The sequence below is a fragment of the Pseudomonas sp. IzPS59 genome (assembly GCF_014863505.1).
GTDB lineage: Bacteria > Pseudomonadota > Gammaproteobacteria > Pseudomonadales > Pseudomonadaceae > Aquipseudomonas > Aquipseudomonas kribbensis.
The window spans coordinates 5,917,654-5,933,980 of record NZ_CP062251.1 but is presented as its reverse complement, the minus strand read 5'-3'; the positions used below and the strand labels follow the sequence as shown (position 1 = coordinate 5,933,980).

General features: G+C 60.7%; 19 protein-coding genes. 6 read left to right on the top strand and 13 right to left on the bottom strand.

Annotated features, from left to right (window positions below; translation table 11 throughout):
* Positions 1-19: 19 nt before the first annotated feature.
* The 4 genes from IF189_RS26690 to IF189_RS26675 are packed head-to-tail and all read right to left on the bottom strand — an operon-like array spanning position 20 to position 2,436.
* Entirely contained in the window at positions 20-310 is a 291-nt protein-coding gene (locus IF189_RS26690; protein ID WP_134828400.1) for a DUF167 domain-containing protein, read from the bottom strand.
* Positions 307-897: a YggT family protein gene (locus IF189_RS26685; protein ID WP_134828399.1), complete on the bottom strand. Its 591-nt coding sequence runs from the start codon at positions 895-897 to the stop codon at positions 307-309. Before IF189_RS26685 ends, IF189_RS26690 begins: the two co-directional genes overlap by 4 nt.
* Before the next feature lie 10 nt (positions 898-907).
* Complete coding sequence (gene proC, locus IF189_RS26680; protein WP_085731569.1) at positions 908-1,726, bottom strand: pyrroline-5-carboxylate reductase; 819 nt, start codon at positions 1,724-1,726, stop codon at positions 908-910.
* Positions 1,727-1,749: 23 nt separating this feature from the next.
* Positions 1,750-2,436, bottom strand: a complete 687-nt coding sequence (locus IF189_RS26675) for a YggS family pyridoxal phosphate-dependent enzyme (RefSeq protein ID WP_192552497.1) — start codon at positions 2,434-2,436, stop codon at positions 1,750-1,752.
* Between the two features lie 56 nt (positions 2,437-2,492).
* Here IF189_RS26675 and IF189_RS26670 point away from each other — a divergent pair, with 56 nt between their 5' ends.
* A complete protein-coding gene (locus IF189_RS26670) occupies positions 2,493-3,527 on the top strand; it encodes a type IV pilus twitching motility protein PilT (RefSeq protein ID WP_192552496.1) in 1,035 nt (344 codons plus the stop codon).
* Positions 3,528-3,578: 51 nt separating this feature from the next.
* Here IF189_RS26670 and IF189_RS26665 read toward each other — a convergent pair whose 3' ends face one another.
* A complete protein-coding gene (locus tag IF189_RS26665) occupies positions 3,579-4,202 on the bottom strand; it encodes a C40 family peptidase (protein WP_085709074.1) in 624 nt (207 codons plus the stop codon).
* 248 nt (positions 4,203-4,450) lie between these two features.
* Here IF189_RS26665 and IF189_RS26660 point away from each other — a divergent pair, with 248 nt between their 5' ends.
* The gene (locus tag IF189_RS26660) at positions 4,451-4,885 is read left to right on the top strand and encodes an NINE protein (protein WP_192552495.1); all 435 of its coding nucleotides are present in this window, start codon (positions 4,451-4,453) and stop codon (positions 4,883-4,885) included.
* Positions 4,886-5,407: 522 nt separating this feature from the next.
* Here the strand turns inward: IF189_RS26660 and IF189_RS26655 are convergent.
* From IF189_RS26655 to gshB, 8 genes are all read right to left on the bottom strand, one after another.
* Entirely contained in the window at positions 5,408-6,394 is a 987-nt protein-coding gene (locus IF189_RS26655) for a lipid II-degrading bacteriocin (protein ID WP_134828396.1), read from the bottom strand.
* A gap of 326 nt (positions 6,395-6,720) precedes the next feature.
* Positions 6,721-7,992 carry a dihydroorotase gene (locus tag IF189_RS26650; RefSeq protein WP_192552494.1) on the bottom strand — a complete coding sequence of 424 codons (1,272 nt, stop codon included), beginning with the start codon at positions 7,990-7,992 and terminating at the stop codon, positions 6,721-6,723.
* Complete coding sequence (locus IF189_RS26645) at positions 7,989-8,993, bottom strand: aspartate carbamoyltransferase catalytic subunit (RefSeq protein WP_025109148.1); 1,005 nt, start codon at positions 8,991-8,993, stop codon at positions 7,989-7,991. Before IF189_RS26645 ends, IF189_RS26650 begins: the two co-directional genes overlap by 4 nt.
* 27 nt (positions 8,994-9,020) lie before the next feature.
* Positions 9,021-9,524: a bifunctional pyr operon transcriptional regulator/uracil phosphoribosyltransferase PyrR gene (gene pyrR, locus IF189_RS26640; RefSeq protein ID WP_114886085.1), complete on the bottom strand. Its 504-nt coding sequence runs from the start codon at positions 9,522-9,524 to the stop codon at positions 9,021-9,023.
* A gap of 81 nt (positions 9,525-9,605) precedes the next feature.
* Entirely contained in the window at positions 9,606-10,043 is a 438-nt protein-coding gene (gene ruvX, locus IF189_RS26635; RefSeq protein WP_085709079.1) for a Holliday junction resolvase RuvX, read from the bottom strand.
* Positions 10,043-10,615 carry a YqgE/AlgH family protein gene (locus IF189_RS26630; RefSeq protein WP_134828394.1) on the bottom strand — a complete coding sequence of 191 codons (573 nt, stop codon included), beginning with the start codon at positions 10,613-10,615 and terminating at the stop codon, positions 10,043-10,045. Before IF189_RS26630 ends, ruvX begins: the two co-directional genes overlap by 1 nt.
* 59 nt (positions 10,616-10,674) lie before the next feature.
* Positions 10,675-11,574: an energy transducer TonB gene (locus IF189_RS26625; protein ID WP_192552493.1), complete on the bottom strand. Its 900-nt coding sequence runs from the start codon at positions 11,572-11,574 to the stop codon at positions 10,675-10,677.
* A 107-nt stretch (positions 11,575-11,681) separates the two neighbouring features.
* On the bottom strand, positions 11,682-12,632 hold the full coding sequence (gshB, locus tag IF189_RS26620; protein ID WP_114886081.1) for a glutathione synthase: 951 nt from the start codon (positions 12,630-12,632) through the stop codon (positions 11,682-11,684).
* Positions 12,633-12,856: 224 nt separating this feature from the next.
* Between gshB and pilG the strand changes: the two genes are divergently transcribed.
* The 4 genes from pilG (at position 12,857) to IF189_RS26600 (ending at position 16,312) form a co-directional block, all read left to right on the top strand.
* The gene (gene pilG / locus IF189_RS26615) at positions 12,857-13,261 is read left to right on the top strand and encodes a twitching motility response regulator PilG (RefSeq protein ID WP_085709083.1); all 405 of its coding nucleotides are present in this window, start codon (positions 12,857-12,859) and stop codon (positions 13,259-13,261) included.
* Between the two features lie 61 nt (positions 13,262-13,322).
* Positions 13,323-13,688, top strand: coding sequence for a twitching motility response regulator PilH (pilH, locus tag IF189_RS26610; RefSeq protein WP_011336365.1), 366 nt, complete (start codon positions 13,323-13,325; stop codon positions 13,686-13,688).
* A 10-nt stretch (positions 13,689-13,698) separates the two neighbouring features.
* Positions 13,699-14,238, top strand: a complete 540-nt coding sequence (locus IF189_RS26605) for a chemotaxis protein CheW (RefSeq protein WP_085709084.1) — start codon at positions 13,699-13,701, stop codon at positions 14,236-14,238.
* 13 nt (positions 14,239-14,251) lie between these two features.
* Positions 14,252-16,312 (top strand): methyl-accepting chemotaxis protein, encoded by a 2,061-nt coding sequence (locus IF189_RS26600; protein ID WP_085709085.1) that lies wholly within the window; start codon positions 14,252-14,254, stop codon positions 16,310-16,312.
* The last annotated feature ends 15 nt before the right edge of the window (positions 16,313-16,327 follow it).

Below are 16,327 nucleotides of genomic sequence, written 5' to 3'. Positions count from 1 at the left end.
ACGCGGAGCGTGGGAGCGATCAAGGAAGAGCTAAACCGGGTAAATCCGGGAGTTTCTTCGGCGAGCAGATCTTCACCCGCTTCTGCCGGTTCAACTCACCGCTGAGCAAACTGACCTGACTCTTGGAAACCCCAAAAGCCTTGGCCAGAAACCCCATCAGGTACGCATTGGCCTTGCCCTCGACCGGCGGGGCGGTCAGGCGGATTTTCAGGCGATCACCGTGCAGCCCGGCGAAGTCATCGCTGCGGGCTGCCGGTTGCAGGTGACACTCGAGGATCAGGTCGTCACCGTCCCAACGAAACCAGCTCACATCAACAGGCGCAGGATTTCCGGCATCATCGTCATCGCCGCTAGGTTGTTGATCACCAGCATGTCGATCAGCTTCAGCACGAGGAAGGCGAAGATCGGCGACAGGTCCAGGCCGCCCATGCTCGGCAGGAAGCGGCGGAACGGCGCCAAGGCCGGTTCGCAGATCTGGTTGACCAGTTCGGCGCCCGGGTTATGGCTGCCCGGAGCGACCCACGACAGGATCACGCTGATGATCAGGGCGAAGAAGAAAATCTTCAGGAACAGCGCGGTCACGCCGATGATCGACCAGATAAACAGTTGCAACGGATTACCGGTGGTGCCGTAGGTCAGCAGCAGGGTCAGCGCCATCAGCGCCAGCTGCACGAGGATTGCCAGCACCAGCGACGACATGTCCAGGCCGAACAGGCTCGGGATGATCCGGCGCAGTGGCTTGAGCAGCGGTTGGGTGGCCTTGACCACGAACTGGCACAGCGGGTTGTAGAAGTTCGCCCGTACCAGTTGCAGGACGAAGCGCAGCAGCACGATCAGCAGGTACAGGCTGCCGAGGGTTTGCAGCACGTAGACCGCTGCGGTGTTCAATCCAATCATGTAAGGCTCCTTATTTGCCCAGTTGTTCGGCCATCTCGGCCGAGCGGTGCGCGGCGGCGCCGAGTGCTTTTTCCACCAGGGCTTCGAAGCCGCCGGCCTGGAACGATTTGATCGCGGCTTCCGTGGTGCCCGCTGGCGAGGTCACGCGGCGGCGCAGTTCGGCGGCGTCGACGTCGCTGGAAACCGCCATGTGCGCGGCGCCCAGTGCAGTTTGCAGGGTCAGTTGCTCGGCGGTTTCCTTCGGCAGGCCGAGTTTGACGCCGGCGGCGGTCATGGCTTCGATCAGCAGGAAGAAATACGCCGGGCCGGAACCGGAGACGGCGGTGACCGCGTCCAGTTGCTGCTCTTCGTTCAGCCACAGGGCGATGCCCACGGCGGACAGCAGCTCTTCAGCCTGCTGGCGCTGTTCGGCACTCACTTCGCCGGTGGCGTACAAGCCGCTCACGCCCTGACGCAGCAGTGCCGGGGTGTTGGGCATGCAACGCACGATCGGCTGCTCGCCAAGCCATGCAGTCATGCTGGCGCAGGTGATGCCGGCGGCGATGGACACCACCAGTTGATTCGGCTTCAGGCTCGGGCGGATGGCTTCGCACACGGCTTTCATGGCCTGCGGCTTGACCGCCAGCACGACAACGTCGGCGCCGTCGATGGCCTGGGCGTTGTCGGCGAAGGTTTCGATGCCATGCTCGGCGCTGACCCGGTTGCGGGTTTCTTCGCCCGGATCGCTGGCGCGGATGTGTGCGGCTTCCAGACCCTTGGCCCGCAGGCCGCCGATCAGGCTGGCGGCCATGTTGCCGGCACCGATAAACGCAATACGCGTGTTGCTCATGTCAGGTCCTTATCTGGAAATCATCAAGATTGGGAGTAGTTGCGGGCGCCAAACAGGGCCGTACCGATACGGACCCAGGTAGCGCCCTGGGCAATGGCCGACTCGAGGTCGTGGCTCATGCCCATGGAAAGTGTGTCGAGCGGCAGATCGAGGCCGGCCTGCAATGTCTGGACGGCGGCGAATGCGGCATCCTGCTCGGCGCGATCTTCGGTCGGCTCGGGAATCGCCATCAGCCCGCGCAACTTCAAGCGCGGCAGGGCGCTGATGGCCTCGGCCAGGGCCGGCAGGTCGGCCGGGGTGCAGCCGGACTTGCTGGCCTCACCGCTGACATTGACCTGAATGCAGATGTTCAGTGGCGGTAGATCCGCCGGGCGTTGCTCGGACAGGCGTTGGGCGATTTTCAGGCGATCCACGGAGTGCACCCAGGCGAAGTGCTCGGCAATCGAGCGGGTCTTGTTCGACTGAATGGGGCCGATGAAGTGCCAGATCAAGGGCAGGTCGGCCAGTTCGAGCTGTTTGCCCAGGGCTTCCTGCAGATAGTTCTCGCCAAAGTCGCGCAGGCCGGCGGCGTACGCTTCGCGCAGGGCTTGGGCGGGTTTGGTCTTGCTCACGGCCAGCAGCTGGACGCTGTTTTCATCGCGGCCGGCGGCTTTGACGGCTGCCTGAATGCGCGAACTAACCAGTGAGATGTTGTCTGCTATCGTGGACATCAAGAGGCGCCAGCGGTCTGAAGGTTCGCGGCATTCTACTGGAATTGAGGGACGCTATGGATATCACTGAACTGCTGGCCTTCAGCGCCAAACAGGGCGCTTCCGACCTGCACCTGTCGGCCGGACTGCCGCCGATGATCCGTGTGGACGGCGATGTGCGGCGAATCAATCTGCCGGCGCTGGATCACAAACAGGTGCACGAGCTGCTCTACGACATCATGAACGACACCCAGCGGGTGGAGTTCGAGAAACATCTGGAAACCGACTTTTCCTTCGAAGTGCCGGGTGTGGCGCGCTTTCGGGTCAACGCCTTCAACCAGAACCGTGGCGCCGGCGCCGTGTTCCGCACCATCCCGTCGAAAGTGCTGAGCATGGAAGACCTCGCCATGGGTGATGTCTTTCGCAAGATCACCGACGCCCCGCGCGGGCTGGTGCTGGTGACCGGGCCGACCGGCTCCGGAAAGTCCACCACCCTGGCGGCGATGATCGATTACCTCAACACTCACCGTCATCACCACATCCTGACCATCGAAGACCCCATCGAATTCGTCCACGAATCGCGCAAATGCCTGATCAATCAGCGTGAAGTCCACCGCGATACCCGCAGTTTTGCCACGGCGTTGCGTTCAGCGCTGCGTGAGGACCCGGACGTGATCCTGGTGGGCGAGATGCGCGACCTGGAAACCATCCGCCTGGCGCTGACCGCTGCGGAAACCGGGCATCTGGTGTTCGGCACGCTGCACACCACCTCGGCGGCCAAGACCATTGACCGGGTGGTGGACGTGTTTCCAGGGGACGAGAAGTCGATGGTGCGCTCGATGTTGTCCGAGTCGTTGCTGGCCGTGGTCTCGCAGACGCTGATCAAGAAGATCGGCGGTGGCCGGGTGGCGGCCCACGAGATCATGCTGGGAACGTCGGCGATCCGGAACCTGATCCGCGAGGACAAGGTGGCGCAGATGTATTCGGCGATTCAGACCGGCGGGTCGCTGGGGATGCAGACACTCGACATGTGCCTGAAAGATCTGGTGACCAAGGGCCTGATCAGTCGCGAACATGCGCGGGAGAAGGCGCGGACGCCGGATAATTTCTAGTGGCGAAAAAAAACGCAGCCCGAGGGCTGCGTTTTTTGTGATCTGCAAGGATCAGCGTTGAACCACGCGCATCTGCTTGCCGCCCGGTTCTTTCGGCAGCACGCGCTTGGCAACCACGTAATGCTGTTCCCAATACGGCTTGTTCAGCGTATCGATGCTCACCGCTTTGCCACGGCGCGGTGCGTGGATGAAGCGGTCGTTGCCCAGGTAGATGGCAACGTGATTGACCCGACGGCTCTTGATGTTGAAGAAAATCAGGTCGCCAGGCTTGAGATCCTTGCGCTCGACTTTCTCGCCATGACCGCTGGCCATGGCATTCGAGGTGCGGGGCAGGTCGAAAGTCGCGTCGTTGAACGCGTATTTCACCAGGCCGCTGCAGTCGAAACCTTTACTCGGGCTGCTGCCGCCCCAACGGTAAGGTGTACCGAGGACGTTCACCGCACGACTGAGGACGTTGCTGCTTTCCTTGTTCGCCATCGGTGGAACCAGCTTGCCGTGACCCTTGCTGGCGAGCGTGGTGTGTTTCGTTTGCTTGCCTTTGTTCGACGGAGCAGAGGCATGGGATTTGGGAGTGAAACCGTTGACGTTGGGAAGACGTTGCTCACGATTGGTGGCGTGGGCGGCCAGTGGCATTAATAGGCAAATAGTTAGCCATGTCTTGAAAAATGGACGCATTAGGCAGGGCTCTTATGTGTTAGCGCGCAACTTTATAACAGCTTTTTTGTCACTTCCGAGGCCGTTGGTCGATTCAAAAGGCGGGCAACGGAACCAAACAAGCGGCAAATAGACGCAATTGTCGGACAGAAGTCAGGTGCTATAAGGCTTTGACGGACCACAAGGTAGCATTTGCCGTACGTCGGCTACATGTAAAAAAGTCACAAAGAATTAAAGAAAATTTATCTATCGCGTGTATCGAGGTCTTCATGAACCGCTATCAACTGCCACAAGTGAAGGAAAAGGACACCCATAGCAAGGTGATCGGTTACCTGTTGTGGATCTTCGGTTTTACCGGTTCGCACCGCTTTTATTACGGCAAGCCGGTGACCGGGACGATCTGGTTTTGCACCTTTGGATTGCTGGGAATTGGCTGGCTGATCGACGTGTTCCTGATCCCTGCGATGGACCGGGAAGCGGACCTGCGCTTTGCGGCGGGGCCAATCGAATACAACGTGGCGTGGATTCTGCTGACATTCCTCGGCGCGTTCGGCGTGCACCGGATGTATCAGGGGAAGTGGATCACAGGCTTGCTGTACCTGCTGACCGGCGGCTTGTTCTTTCTGGGCGTGCTGTATGACTTCTGGACGCTGAACGATCAAGTGTCGGTGCGAAACGCCGAAGGGCGGGGCGCCTTTCAGTAAGTGATGGCGAGGGGAGAACCGCCGGCGCAGTTCGTGCGCTGGCAGGTCCCCCTTCGACTTCCGGTTTTGCATCTGTGCTATTTCGATTGCGCGAAGGTTTGCATTTGGAAAGCGACAAACATAAGGGCAGTGACACCATAAAGTATTGCAATGACGGTGTGATGGGGCATGGACCAGTACACAATCCTGTCAACCAGAATCAATAGCGATAGTGTCGCTATCAAGTAGGCTGATATTTTCAATAACAGACCTCTGAGCGAATTGGTGTGTGCCCAGCCTAATAGGAGAATCTGCAGTAGGTGCATTAGTGCAAGTGTCAGGAAAATCATCAGCGTCACACCAATGGGCAAGCCGATTGTATCCTGGCTTATGTCATAAGTTTCTGATTTGAGATTTTCTATTAGTACGAGCACTCCTGCGCCAGATGTAAGTACGAGAGCGGTCGGGTATAGATATCTCAATAATCTGCAGGTCCTGTCCATTCGCTCTCCATCGTTCGGATGTCTGTAAGAATGCTGAAGCTTACTGGGCAGGATTAAACCCAGTTCCGCTTAGCCTTATTTTATGCTCACCAAAAATGTCGATTTCGTAATGTGTTCCAGAAAATACTCTGCCTGCTGTCGTTAATAACTCAAGGGCAGTTGATCGGTTGCTTGCGTCGAAGTCGTAAGTGTCAGTATATGCTCTGATAACGCCATCGAAAACCCAGGATCCTGTGTTGTCTCTGATGAAGTTTCCCTCCATCTTTATCGTTATTCTTCCTAGATAAGCTCCGGTGACGTTGCTGTCATTGATGGTAGCGTAAGGAATTCTGGGGTCGGACAAGTAATAAGTACCAGCTTCTCGAGTGCTTGCAATAGAGCTTGCCAATAATGGCAATTCATTGGCTCTGACGTTCAGGCCAATGTTGTTGATGTTGACCCTCATCCTCTCACCATTTCCCCAGAGATAATGAGCGAAGGCTTTGATCGGGCTGAAGGTACCTCCGGAAAGCTCGGTTGTGAGCGTTTCGTAATTCACGTTGTACGGAGCCGTCGCTGCGACTTTGATCAGTGCTTCTATGGGGCTTAGTTTTTGCTGTGCCGCAAATGAGTCAGCCAAGCTGAAGTTAATGACTTTGTTCTTGAAATAACCATGGCTGATAATGGTGGAACTGTTCAGTAAGTAGTTGTCGCTTTCCGTGATCCTCCAGAGGTCGCGGATTCCACCCAGAGCATCGTTGTTAATTGCCTTGTTCACCATTTGCAGTTCATAGGTGAAGGCTTTGATTCCGGATTTCATCTCGAGCCAGGCATGAAACATATCCATTTCTGCTGAGGTTATTACGGGACCATTGCTCAGTGGCAGTGAATAGGTTTGACCGTCATGGGTGATGATGGCCTCTCCTGCGCCCTGCCAATCTGCTGTTGCATAGGTCCCCCATCTGAATCCGGAGTCGACTGTAAAACCGCCAGAGTTTCCTGTTGTACCTCTGGTGATAATAGGGGGAAGCGTAAGTCCATTTTTCATGTGCTCATCCTTGTGGGTATTAGTTATCCTTCTGACGGTTTTATGTTAATGACTCTATGTAGATGTTACCTACGAGAACTTTGTAGGCTGTTTCTGATTGTTTCGCGGCTGTTTTTACAGGGCGGGTGTAAAACGTCGGAGATTTCTTTATGGCGGGTAGCCGCTTTCCTGCGCCACTTGGTGCAGATCTAACGGCAGGAGACCGGTGAGGGAGATTTGATGTTGCGAACAGTGACTTTGAGCGAAACTTTTCCAATAAGGATGTTTGTCGCTATCAAATGAAGTTCAAGAGGTAGCAGGCCATTGCAGCCTGCTACCTCCAGTCTTCATGCCTGATGGCTGATCCGGCCATCCACCAACGTGTAACGCACCACACCCGGCAGGCTGTGACCGAGGAACGGGCAGTTCTCGCCTTTCGACAGCCAGCTCTCGCCGGCCACGGTAGAGGCCTTCGGATCGAACAGCACGATATCCGCCGCGCCACCCACTGCCAGCTTGCCTGCCGGCAGGCGCAGGGCCTCGGCCGGGCCGGTGCTCAGGCGTGCCAGCAGGGTCGGCAGGTCCAGCAGACCATCCTCGACCAGCGTCATCGCCAGCGGCAGCAGCAGTTCGACGCTGCTGATGCCCGGCTCGGTCGCGCCGAACGGTGCCAGTTTCGCATCGCGTTCATGGGGCTGGTGATGGCTGGAGATCGCCGAGACCACCCCGGACTTCACCGCTTCACGCAGGCCGTCGCGGTCGGCGCGGGTGCGCAGCGGTGGTTGCACGTGATACAGGCTGCTGAAGTCGATCAGCGCTTCGTCCGTCAGGATCAGCTGATACAGGGCGACATCCGCCGTGACTTTCAGGCCACGGGCCTGGGCCTGGGCAATCAGGGCCACGCCACGAGCGCTGGTCAGTTGACTGAAGTGGGCACGCACGCCGGTTTGCTCGACCAGCAGCAGGTCCCGGGCCAGGGCCACGGTTTCAGCGGTTTCCGGGATACCCGGCAGGCCGAGGAAGCTGGCGGTGGCGCCTTCGTGGGCCAGGCCGCCGTCGGCGAGGTCGTGATTCTGGGAGTTGAAAATCACCGTCAGGTCGAACGTTGCCGCGTAGTCCAGCGCCCGGCACAGGGTGCGGGTGTTGCGGAAGCTCTCCAGACCGTTGCCGAACGCCACGCAACCGGCGTCGCGCAGGGCAACGAGCTCGGCCAGTTGTTCGCCGTCCAGACCTTTGCTCAGGGCGCCGATCGGGAACACCTTGGTGTTGCCGGCCTCGCGGGCCCGGTCGAGGATCAGCTCGGCCACGGCGGAGGTGTCGAGCACCGGTTTGGTCTTCGGCGGGCAACACAGGCTGGTCACGCCACCGGCCGCCGCCGCGCGGGTTTCGCTGGCGATGGTGCCTTTGCGGCTGTAGCCCGGCTCGCGCAGGGCAACGTTCAGGTCGACGAGGCCCGGAGCGGCGACAAGGCCTTGGGCGTCGATGGTTTCCACGGCGGTGAAACCGGCCGGTGCCGCTCCGAGGGCGACGATCTTGCAGGCTTCAACGTGAATATCGGTGATTTGATCCAGGCCGCTGCTTGGATCGATGACGCGGGCGCCGAGAATGCTGAGCTTCACTGGGCGTTCTCCTGCTCGAATTGACGCTGCGCGGTTTGTCCGCTCATGGCCATGGACAGCACGGCCATACGGATCGCGATGCCGTAGGTGACTTGATTGAGGATCACCGAGTGCGGGCCGTCAGCCACCGCCGACTCGATCTCCACGCCACGGTTGATCGGCCCCGGGTGCATGACGATGCAATCGGGTTTGGCGCCGGCCAGACGCGCGGTGGTCAGGCCGAACAGGCGGTAGAACTCGCCCTCGCTCGGCAGCAGGCCGCCGGTCATGCGCTCACGTTGCAGGCGCAGCATGATCACCACGTCGACGTCCTTCAGGCCTTCGGTCATGTCGGTGTAGACCTTCACGCCGTACTGCTCGATACCGATCGGCAGCAGGGTTTTCGGTGCGATCACACGGATGTCCTGGCAGCCGAGGGTCTTCAGGGCGAGCATGTTCGAGCGCGCCACCCGCGAGTGTAGGATGTCGCCGACGATAGCCACCGAGAGGTTTTCGAAGCTGCCCTTGTGCCGACGGATGGTCAGCATGTCGAGCATGCCCTGGGTCGGGTGGGCATGACGGCCGTCGCCGCCGTTGATGATCGCCACCTGCGGGCAGACATGCTCGGCGATGAAGTGCGCGGCGCCCGAGTCACCGTGGCGCACGACGAACATGTCGGCGGCCATGGCTTCGAGGTTGCGCAGGGTGTCGAGCAGGGTTTCGCCCTTGCTGGCCGACGAGGTCGACACGTTCAGGGTGATCACGTCCGCCGACAGCCGCTGGGCCGCCAGTTCGAAGGTGGTGCGGGTGCGGGTGGAGTTTTCGAAGAACACGTTGCACACGGTCTTGCCGCGCAGCAACGGGACCTTCTTCACGGCCCGTGCACCGACTTCGAGGAACGAGTCGGCGGTGTCGAGGATTTCCGTCAGCAACTCGCGGCGCAGGCCGTCGAGCGAGAGGAAGTGGCGCAGCTGGCCCTGATCATTGAGCTGCAGCGGGCGCTTGGTATCTAGAGGCGTCATCGCGAAGGGGACTCTCAATAGGGCGGATTAAAGGGCAAGGTCTTGCAGTTCGAGGGCCAGTTCCGGGCCGGACAGCTTGACCCGCTCGTGGGCGGCCAGCGACAGCGTCGCGCCAACCACGTTCGGGCGGATCGGCAGTTCGCCGGCGTCCAGGTCCAGCAGGCAGACCAGCGTCACGCTGGCCGGGCGGCCGTAGTCGAACAGTTCGTTCATGGCGGCGCGGATGGTCCGGCCGCTCATCAGTACGTCGTCGATCAGCACCAGATGCTGGCCTTCGATCTCGAAGGGCAGGGCGGACGGGCGCACTTGCGGGTGCAGGCCGTTCTGGCTGAAGTCGTCGCGGTAGAAGGAAACGTCCAGCGTACCCAGTGGCGCATCGCTGCCCAGCTCTTCGAGCAGGGCCTGGGCGACCCAGACGCCGCCAGTGCGGATGCCGATGTAACGCGGTTCGCTGATACCACGCTGGGCAAGGTGCGCCTTGAGGCGTGTCGCCATCTGGCTGATCAGATCGGCGGGATTGGGCAGGCTCATGGTTGCTCCTTCTCGGGGTCGAGCCGGTTCTCGCGAACCGGGGCTCGGGTTGTAGCCAAAAGAAAAGCGCCGTAGCGCTTGTCAGGATTCAAACAGTGCGGTGTTTTCGTCGAGCCAGCCCTGCAGTAGCAGGGCGGCGGCGATGGCGTCCACCGGGTTGTCGCGGTAACTGCCTTTCTGCCCGCCGCGCACCAGTCGCTCGCCCTTGGCTTCGAAGGTCGTCAGGCGCTCGTCGTGGGTATAGAAGGGCAGGTTGTAGCGGCCGTTGAGGCGACGGGCGAACTTCTCGGCGCGGGCGCACATCTCGCTGGGCGTGCCGTCCATGTTCAGCGGCAGGCCGACCACCACGGCATCGGGTTTCCATTCCTTTATCAGGGCTTCGACCTGATTCCAGTCCGGCACACCGTTTTGCGCCTTCAAGGTGCACAGCTCGCGAGCCTGGCCGGTAATCACCTGGCCGACCGCCACGCCGATCTGTTTGGTGCCGTAGTCGAAGCCGAGGATCAGGCGCAGGGCCATCAGGCGTGCCCTGCCTGGCTGGTCAGCAGGTTGAGGTTGATCCCCAGGTGCTTGGCCGCCGCTTCCAGGCGCAGTTCGCTGCTGGTGTTGAACAGGATGTCGGCGTCGTACGGGCAGGTCAGCCAGGCGTTGTCGGCCATTTCAGCCTCCAGTTGCCCGGCTTCCCAACCGGCGTAACCGAGGGTAATCAGGCTTTTGGCCGGGCCGACGCCGTCAGCGATGGCGAACAGCACGTCTTGCGAGGTGGACAGTGCGAGGTCGCCGTCCAGCTCGACGGTGGCCTGGAACGTCTTGCCCGCTGGATGCAGGACAAAACCGCGATCGGTCTGCACCGGGCCGCCGATGAAGATCGGTACATGCTGGCACAGCGCTGGCGGATCGATGTCCGGGCGCAGTTGCTCGAGGATGTCGGCCAGATTCAGCTCTTGCGGTCGGTTGACCACCAGCCCCATTGCGCCATTGGCCGTGTGCTCGACGATGTAGGTCAAGGTGTGGGCAAAGTTCGGGTCGGCCATGTGTGGCATGGCGATCAGGAAGTGATGCTTGAGGTAGCTGGGGCTGACGTTTTTCATGTGCGGTAGTGTGGCGTTCGGGGGGCGAACTGACAAGCTGGAGCGGTCAAAAGATCGGCTCAGTTGCTGGACAGCCGGTCGCCCCGGGCGAATTTCCAGGTGCGGATGATTTCCAGCCGGTCGATGTCCGATAGATCCCCGGTAAACGGTGCGAAAGGTGCAGCCAGCCGCACGATGCGCTGCGCCGCCTGATCCAGCAGTGGCTGGCCGGAAGATTCCAGCACCAGCACTTCATACAATGAACCGTCGCGGTTGATCGACACCATCAGACGCAAATTGCCGTAAATCTGTTGGCGCCGGGCTTCTTCGGGGTAATTGAGGTTGCCGATGCGCTCGACCTTCTTGCGCCATTCGTCTTTGTACCAGGCGCCCTTGTCGCGCATGGTCGAGGCCGCGCTCAGGCGATGGATGCGCGGGCGCTTGGCGTACAGCTGTTGTTCGTTGGCCAGTTCGGCTTCGAGGCTGGCGATGTCGCTGGAGAGCTGCGAGCTGTCGAAAGTCGGGGCGTCGACCGTCGGTTTGGTCTCGGTCCTGGCTTCTTCTTTCTTGGTCGGCGCCTTTTTCGGCTTCGGCGCGACGGTGGTCACCGCAGCCTTGGGCGCGGCTTCCTGCACTTCCGGCTTGGCGGCCGGTGGCGGGGTGACTTTCTTGACCTGATTGTCCTGGAACGGCGCGACCTCGGTGGTCTTGGGGATCGCCTTCTTGTCGAGGGTGCCGCTGCCTTCCTGGTTTTCCTGAGCGAGGAAGTCGGCCTTCTTGGGCTTGGTTTCGCTCTTGAAGGTGGCGAGGGTGATTTCCAGGGTTTTGCTGATCTGCTTGGGCTCGACCATGGTGAATCCCACGCCGAGCAGCAGCGCCAGATGGATCAACGCCGCGAGAAACAGGGTAAATCCGAGGCGATCGACCGGGCGCACGCCGCGGTGGGCGAGTTCAGCAGGCAGATCGGACGGAAGTGTCATGACAAGAAAACCAACATCGCGTTTTTCACAGGCCGCGCATGATAACGCAATGTTGGTTTCACGCCTTGGGCTTCAAGCATCAAGCGACAGGCTGCATGTGATGTGCATCAAGCTTGCAGCTTTTTCTCGATGGCATCCATCAGCATCCCGCCGATGTCGGTGCCGAAGGCATTGTCGATCTCGCGGATGCAGGTCGGGCTGGTGACGTTGATTTCGGTCAGGTGTTCACCGATCACATCCAGGCCGACGAACAGCAGGCCCTTCGCGCGCAAGGTCGGGCCGACCTGAGCGGCAATCCAGCGATCCTTGTCGGTCAGCGGACGGGCTTCGCCACGGCCGCCGGCGGCGAGGTTGCCACGGGTTTCACCCTGGGCCGGAATCCGCGCCAGGCAGTAATCCACCGGCTCGCCGTCGATCATCAGGATGCGCTTGTCGCCGTCCTTGATCGCCGGCAGGTAGGCCTGGCCCATGATCTGCTGGGTGCCGAGGGCGGTCAGGGTTTCCAGAATCACCGACAGGTTCGGATCGCCGACGCGGTGACGGAAGATCGAAGTACCGCCCATGCCGTCCAGCGGCTTGAGGATCACATCGCCATGTTTGGCGGCGAATTCACGCAGCACGTCGGCGCGGCGGCTGACCACGGTTGGCGGCGTGCACTGCGGGAACAGCGTAGCGAACAGTTTCTCGTTGCAGTCGCGCAGGCTCTGCGGCTTGTTGACCACCAGTACGCCGGCGGTTTCGGCCTGTTCGAGCAGGTAGGTGGAGTAGACGAACTCCATGTCGAATGGCGGATCCTTGCGCATCAGGATCACGTTCAGGTCGCTCAGCAGGGAATCCTGTTCGGCGCCCAGTTCGAACCACTTTTCCGGGTTGGCGAAGACTTTCAGCGGCTTCATCCGTGCCCGTGCCTGACCTTCACCCTGATAAAGGTCTTTCTGTTCCATGTAGAACAGTTCCCAGCCGCGCTTCTGCGCCGCCAGCAGCATGGCCAGCGAGCTATCCTTTTTATAGGAAATGCTGGCAATTGGGTCCATGACTATCCCGACGCGAACGCTCATTGGGTTTTCCTCGAAAATTGGCTACCGGATCGGTATGAAAAAAGTGCCGCCAGAGTGGCTCCGGGCGGGTTTTCGGTCAAGGAAAAACCCGTCGATAGATTGCGTCAGGAGACTGTGCTAAAAAGGCTCCCAGCCGTGCTGGCCCTTGAACATCAAGGGTTTCCAGCCATCAGTCATCGCAAAACGGACAAATTGATTCGCAAAGGCGACGGTAGAGCCCCCTTATGGAACAGCAGTCCAGCGCCTTGAAGGTCATGGTGATCGACGACTCGAAAACGATTCGTCGCACCGCCGAGACCCTGTTGAAAAATGCAGGGTGCGAAGTCATCACGGCGATCGACGGTTTCGACGCCCTGGCGAAGATCGCCGACAACCACCCCGGGATCATTTTTGTCGACATCATGATGCCGCGTCTGGATGGTTATCAGACCTGCGCTTTAATCAAGAACAACAGTGCCTTCAAGGCGACGCCGGTGATCATGCTGTCGTCCCGCGACGGGCTGTTCGACAAGGCCAAGGGGCGGATTGTCGGTTCCGATCAATTTTTGACCAAACCTTTCAGCAAGGAAGAACTGCTCGACGCGATTGCGGCCCATGTTCCGGGCTTTGCCGCTGATTTGCCGCAGTAAGACACGCACAGTGACGCTCGGCCAGCGGGCCCGGTGTCGACAAGAAAAAATGGGGAAGACCATGGCACGTATTCTGATCGTCGATGACTCGCCGACCGAAATGTACAAACTGACCGGCATGCTGGAAAAGCACGGCCACGAAGTGTTGAAAGCCGAAAACGGCGCCGACGGCGTGGCCCTGGCCCGTCAGGAAAAACCCGACGCGGTGCTGATGGACATCGTCATGCCCGGCCTCAACGGTTTCCAGGCGACCCGCCAACTGACCAAGGACGCTGAAACCAGCCACATCCCGGTCATCATCATCACCACCAAGGATCAGGAAACCGACAAGGTCTGGGGCACTCGCCAGGGCGCCAGGGATTACCTGACCAAACCGGTCGACGAAGACACGCTGATCAAGACCCTGAACAACGTGCTGGCCGGTTGATCGCGCCGCCATGAGCGAGTCGCTGACCGCGTTCGAACTGTTGTGGCAGATCGACCAGCGCTGTCGCCTGCTGGCGGCGGACCTGCCGTCGCAACCCGCGCGCCAGGATCGCTGGAGCGGCATCGGCTTTCGCCTCGGCGAGCACTGGTACGTCGCGCCGATGGGCGAGGTCAGCGAAGTGCTGCCCGAGCCGCGCTTCACCCAGATGCCGGGGGTAAAGCCCTGGGTCAAGGGCGTCGCCAATCTGCGCGGGCGGTTGTTGCCGATCATGGACCTGTGCGGATTCTTCGGCCATGAGCTGTCACCGATGCGCAAGCAGCGGCGGGTATTGGTCGTGGAGCATCAGGACGTGTTTGCCGGTGTGCTGGTCGACGAGGTTTTCGGCTTGCAGCACTTCGAGCAGGACAGCTTCGAACCCGTCTCGATCCGTAAACGGCAAGGCTCCAAGGGCGAGTTCGTCAAAGGCTATTTCCGGCGCGAGCAGAACTGGCGAGTGTTCAGCCTGTTTGCGCTGGCGCAGTCACCGAGTTTCATGCACGTCGCGGTTTAACAGGCGAGGACCGATGATCAAAGCAAAAACCAGCAAGCCCGCAGAAGGCTCGCGCAGCCGCTCGCAGATCATCGTGCTGTTCATCGCGCTGATCGTGTTCATCATGCTGCTGTTCGCCAATTTCGCTTACCTCAACACCCAGGCCAACTACGACAAACAGTACATCGGTCACGCCGGAGAGCTGCGGGTGCTGTCCCAGCGGATCGCCAAGAACGCCACCGAAGCCGCCGCCGGCAAGGCCGCCGCGTTCAAGCTGCTCAGCGATGCGCGCAACGATTTCGCCCAGCGCTGGGGGTATCTGAAGAAGGGCGACCCGGCCACCGGCCTGCCGCCGGCACCGTCCACCGTTCGCCCGGAAATGCGCGCCGTGCAGCTGGACTGGGAACGCCTGCTGAAAAACACCGACGCCATCCTGTCCAGCGAACAGACTGTGCTGTCCCTGCATCAGGTCGCCGCAACCCTCGCCGAAACCGTGCCGCAGTTGCAGATCGAATACGAAAAGGTCGTCGAGATCCTCCTGCAACGCGGCGCCCCGGCGGCGCAGGTGGCGATGGCCCAGCGTCAGTCGCTGCTGGCCGAGCGGATTCTCGGCGCGGTCAACACCGTGCTCTCCGGCGATGAAAACTCGCAACAGGCCGCCGATGCCTTCGGCCGTGACGCCACGCGCTTCGGTCAGGTGCTCAACGGCATGCTGCAAGGCAACCCGACGCTGAAGATCAGCCAGGTCGAGGACCGTGATGCCCGTGCGCGCCTGAGCGAAATCGCCGAGCTGTTCCAGTTCGTTTCCGGTTCGGTGGATGAAATCCTCGAGACCTCGCCGGAGCTGTTCAAGGTCCGCGAGTCCGCCACCAACATCTTCAGCCTGTCGCAGACCCTGCTCGACGAAGCCTCGCACCTGGCCACCGGTTTCGAAAACCTCGCCGGCGGGCGCAGCACCGACACCATCGGCGGCTACGTGCTGGGCCTGCTGGCACTGGCGTCGATCATTCTGATCGGCATGGTCATGGTCCGGGAAACCAACCGTCAGTTGCGCGAAACCGCTGAGAAGAACGAGCGCAACCAGAACGCGATCATGCGTCTGCTGGATGAAATCGAAGACCTCGCCGACGGCGACCTGACGGTGACCGCCTCGGTGACCGAAGACTTCACCGGGACCATCGCCGATTCGATCAACTATTCCGTCGACCAGTTGCGTGACCTGGTGGCGACCATCAACCTCACCGCCGGCCAGGTCGCCGCCGCCGTGCAGGAAACCCAGGCCACCGCCATGCACCTGGCCCAGGCCTCGGAGCATCAGGCCCAGCAGATTTCCGAAGCCTCGACCGCGATCAACGACATGGCCCAGTCCATCGATCAGGTGTCGGCCAACGCTGCCGAATCCTCGGCGGTGGCCGAGCGTTCGGTGGAAATCGCCAACAAGGGCAACGAGGTGGTGCACAACACCATCCACGGCATGGACAACATCCGCGAACAGATCCAGGACACCGCCAAACGCATCAAGCGCCTGGGCGAGTCGTCCCAGGAAATCGGCGACATCGTCAGCCTGATCGATGACATTGCCGACCAGACCAACATCCTCGCCCTCAACGCGGCGATTCAGGCGTCGATGGCCGGTGACGCCGGGCGCGGTTTTGCCGTGGTTGCCGACGAAGTGCAGCGGCTGGCCGAACGTTCGTCCGCCGCGACCCGGCAAATCGAGACGCTGGTGCGGGCGATCCAGACCGACACCAACGAAGCCGTGATTTCCATGGAACAGACCACCACCGAAGTGGTGCGCGGCGCGCGGCTGGCGCAGGATGCCGGTGTGGCCCTGGAAGAAATCGAAGGCGTGTCCAAGACCCTCGCGGCTCTGATCCAGAGCATTTCCAACGCGGCGCAGCAGCAGACGTCTTCGGCCGGGCAGATTTCCCTGACGATGAACGTGATCCAGCAGATCACCTCGCAGACCTCGTCCGGCTCCACGGCCACCGCCGAAAGCATCGGCAACCTGACGAAAATGGCCAGTCAGTTGCGGCGTTCGGTGTCCGGGTTCACCTTGCCGGCGGCGGCTACGCCCGCCACGGGCAAGGCGTGAGGCCTGCGGGCGAGA

Coding starts and splice junctions, on each gene's coding strand:
- IF189_RS26660 (WP_192552495.1), top strand. CDS start 4,451: ATGAACCGCTATCAACTGCCACAAGTGAAGGAAAAGGACACCCATAGC.
- IF189_RS26625 (WP_192552493.1), bottom strand. CDS start 11,574: ATGACACTTCCGTCCGATCTGCCTGCTGAACTCGCCCACCGCGGCGTG.
- IF189_RS26630 (WP_134828394.1), bottom strand. CDS start 10,615: ATGAAAAACGTCAGCCCCAGCTACCTCAAGCATCACTTCCTGATCGCC.
- IF189_RS26600 (WP_085709085.1), top strand. CDS start 14,252: ATGATCAAAGCAAAAACCAGCAAGCCCGCAGAAGGCTCGCGCAGCCGC.
- IF189_RS26685 (WP_134828399.1), bottom strand. CDS start 897: ATGATTGGATTGAACACCGCAGCGGTCTACGTGCTGCAAACCCTCGGC.
- gshB (WP_114886081.1), bottom strand. CDS start 12,632: ATGAGCGTTCGCGTCGGGATAGTCATGGACCCAATTGCCAGCATTTCC.
- IF189_RS26665 (WP_085709074.1), bottom strand. CDS start 4,202: ATGCGTCCATTTTTCAAGACATGGCTAACTATTTGCCTATTAATGCCA.
- IF189_RS26645 (WP_025109148.1), bottom strand. CDS start 8,993: ATGACGCCTCTAGATACCAAGCGCCCGCTGCAGCTCAATGATCAGGGC.
- IF189_RS26675 (WP_192552497.1), bottom strand. CDS start 2,436: ATGTCCACGATAGCAGACAACATCTCACTGGTTAGTTCGCGCATTCAG.
- IF189_RS26655 (WP_134828396.1), bottom strand. CDS start 6,394: ATGAAAAATGGACTTACGCTTCCCCCTATTATCACCAGAGGTACAACA.
- IF189_RS26605 (WP_085709084.1), top strand. CDS start 13,699: ATGAGCGAGTCGCTGACCGCGTTCGAACTGTTGTGGCAGATCGACCAG.
- ruvX (WP_085709079.1), bottom strand. CDS start 10,043: ATGGCCCTGCGCCTGATCCTCGGCTTCGACTACGGCACCAAACAGATC.
- pyrR (WP_114886085.1), bottom strand. CDS start 9,524: ATGAGCCTGCCCAATCCCGCCGATCTGATCAGCCAGATGGCGACACGC.
- pilG (WP_085709083.1), top strand. CDS start 12,857: ATGGAACAGCAGTCCAGCGCCTTGAAGGTCATGGTGATCGACGACTCG.
- proC (WP_085731569.1), bottom strand. CDS start 1,726: ATGAGCAACACGCGTATTGCGTTTATCGGTGCCGGCAACATGGCCGCC.
- IF189_RS26670 (WP_192552496.1), top strand. CDS start 2,493: ATGGATATCACTGAACTGCTGGCCTTCAGCGCCAAACAGGGCGCTTCC.
- pilH (WP_011336365.1), top strand. CDS start 13,323: ATGGCACGTATTCTGATCGTCGATGACTCGCCGACCGAAATGTACAAA.